Origin of the sequence: Candidatus Palauibacter soopunensis, assembly GCF_947581735.1 — a bacterium.
Lineage (GTDB): Bacteria > Gemmatimonadota > Gemmatimonadetes > Palauibacterales > Palauibacteraceae > Palauibacter > Palauibacter soopunensis.
In genome coordinates this window covers 1-2,566 of the sequence record NZ_CANPVT010000005.1, presented here as the reverse complement: position 1 = coordinate 2,566, position 2,566 = coordinate 1, and the positions used below count along the sequence as shown (strand labels likewise).

Here is a 2,566-nt window from a genome sequence, read left to right as displayed (position 1 = left end):
GGCCCCGCGGTCGATCGATCCGCGCCCGCCCCGCCGGCGCGCCTGCTCCTCCAGCACGACGCTGCGCTTCAGGGCGGCCTGGAGGCCGCCGAACTCTTCGAGGATATGGACCGCGCCCTTGAGGATCGCCCGCTCGATCCGGGCGAGTTCCTCGGCCGCACCGGCTTCGGGATCGCCGGGACCGCCGAGCTGGGACCAGCCGCGCGTCACCCGCCGCGCCCGTTCGAGTTCCCGCGACGTGCGCGCGACGGCCACGACCTCGACCGACCGGGCGAGTCTTCGGAGCGCGCGCCAGAGCCCGCGGTGCGCCTTCCCCCACGAACGGAGAGCCGTCGAGGTGTCGTGGCCGGGATCTGCGTAGACGAACAGGGCGCGGGCCGAGTCGAGCGCGATCGGCAGCTTCACGGGGAAGTAGCGCCTGGTAGTGCGGGCGGCTCCCCGGTACACGCGCACGGGCAGCAGCGAGCGCTCGATGCCGAGCGCCTCGAACGCGGACACCTTCTCCTGTTCCGTGGGGAGCCAGGGCAGGTCGGTGTGCTCGATCACGTAGTCGAGCGAGAGCAGGCGGCGCAGAAGCACCTCGGTCGAGGCGCCGCGGCGGTGGCGGATGTGCTCGGCTCCGAGCGCCCGGTAGACCGGACGGGCGAAGATGCGGCCGACCCGGCCCATGCCGGCAACGCCGGGCTCCGTCTCTTCGCTCGCGACGCGCTCGGCGATCAGCCCGTGGACGCCGCGCCGGACCTGTTCCGGATGCGCGCCCATGAACCGCGCCCACTGGGCGCGGGTGAACACGCCGCTGTGGAGGCACACGAGCGCGATCCACTCGGCCTTCCTGCCCGTCCAGCCGAACACCTCCAGCGCCTTCTCGCGCCCCTTGAGATGCGGGATCATCGCTCGTCCCCCGTCACGAGCGCCCGGTCGGCGCGCATGTAGGTGACGAGGAGCCCCATCGGGTTGTGGACGACCAGCTCGGGCGGGATCGAATCGAGGAACTCAAACCGGAGCGTGAGCGACCAGCGCTCGCGGCGCAGCTCCTGTTCGCCCCTCAGGTGCACGAGGTCGAAGTCCGCCGTCGCGCCGTGCGGCGGCTCGGGCGCGGGGTGGATGCGGAGCACGACCTGCTCGACCTCGGTCTCGGTGTCGGCGGTCCCCGCCGCCACGCTCGCGACCTCCGCGCCGTCCCTCTGGAACGCCGCGTTCGCCAGATCCGTGCTCAGGAACCGGAGGCTCCGGGTCCATTGCTCCTGCGCCGTCGCACGCCGCCGCGAGTGGAAGTCGTGGACGAACCGGTTCAGGAAGTATTTCGTGGTCGGATCGAGCGGATCGGCCTGAGCGGTCGCGGCTTCGTAGGCCAGCGCCTCGGCGCGGCCCACCTCGTCCACACGGACGACGATGGGCTTGGGCGGCTCCGCGCCCGCGATCCGAAGCAGCACGAATACCCCAAGGACGATGCTTGCCGAGAGGAAGATCAGGATCGTCCGGAGCTTCCGGTTCGCCTGCACGGCCTCGCCCCAGATCTCGGCGTACTCGCGGCCCGCGTCCTTGTCTCGTTTCGTCATCGGCTTACTCCTCGGAAGTCAGACGGGGGGCTTGACGGGAGCGGCGGCCTTGCTCGCTCCCTGCATGACGAGGGCGACGAACCCTGACCCGGCGGAGCCGGAGCCGGACACGAGCATCGAGGCGAGTTCGCCGACCTTGAGCCCGGCCATCAGGCCGGAGACGACGAGCGGCATGAGGACGACGGCCCACAGCCACAACTCGAACGGGTCCGCCGTTCCGGTGCCCATGAGGGCATCGGCGTAGGTCGTGATGTAGCCCATGCCGACGCCCATGAAGACCCGAAGCACGGCCCCGGCCACGACGCCGTAGAGCGTGTAGACCATCAGCGTCCGGAACCATCCCCAGAACAGGAACGAGAGCGGCTCGAAGAGCAGGAACGCGATGAACACCGGACCGAGCAGGATCGCGATGGCGATGGCGACCTGCGCCCAGATCACCTGCGCGTAGGTGACGCAGAACAGCGCCAGCAGGCAGACCACGAGCGACGCGCCCATCACGAGCGTGACGAGCGACGAGAAGATCACTGTCGTACCGGCGGTCACGATCGAGAGCAGGTTGCCCGTGGACCACGCCGCGCCCAGGTGCGCGGAGTAGGCCTGCACGAGCGCGGTCATCTCGGTGTAGCCCGCCGAGACCACGTCGGAGAGGAACAGGTTCTGGAGCCAGATCCCGCCTCCGGCCACCATGGCCGGGAACGTGAGCCCGACGCCCGGGATTGGGACGACGTAGTAGTGGAGCAGCGTGCGGGGGATCGCGATCCCGATCACGAGCTTGACGATCTCCCACGGCTGGAACGTGCCGCTGAAAGCGATCTTGAGTCCGGTCCAGGCGACCATCACGGCGGCGAGCCCGCCCCAGAGCTGGAGCCCGAGCGTGTGAACGTCGGGCGCGGCCCCGCCGACGACGGTGTCGAGCACCACGTCCAGGAAGCTCTTGAAGTCCTGAAGCTCGTCGGCGGGGATCTGCGCCGGGACGTTCGGGTCGATGGACTGCGGGGGCAGTTGCA

At 70.1% G+C, this 2,566-nt stretch carries 3 protein-coding genes; all 3 read right to left on the bottom strand.

The features are described 5' to 3' along the window. Window positions 1-891, bottom strand: an 891-nt coding sequence (locus RN901_RS03085) for a hypothetical protein (RefSeq protein WP_310755823.1), incomplete at its 3' end; no start/stop codon positions are given. Then, entirely contained in the window at window positions 888-1,559 is a 672-nt protein-coding gene (locus RN901_RS03080) for a VirB8/TrbF family protein (RefSeq protein WP_310755821.1), read from the bottom strand. The genes RN901_RS03080 and RN901_RS03085, both read right to left, overlap by 4 nt. An 18-nt stretch (window positions 1,560-1,577) precedes the next feature. Further along, window positions 1,578-2,566 (bottom strand): type IV secretion system protein (locus RN901_RS03075; RefSeq protein WP_310755819.1); only part of this gene is annotated, 989 nt, incomplete at its 5' end.

What these genes read in the sequence shown, in the direction of transcription:
- RN901_RS03080 (WP_310755821.1), bottom strand. Translation starts at nt 1,559, where the DNA reads ATGACGAAACGAGACAAGGACGCGGGCCGCGAGTACGCCGAGATCTGG.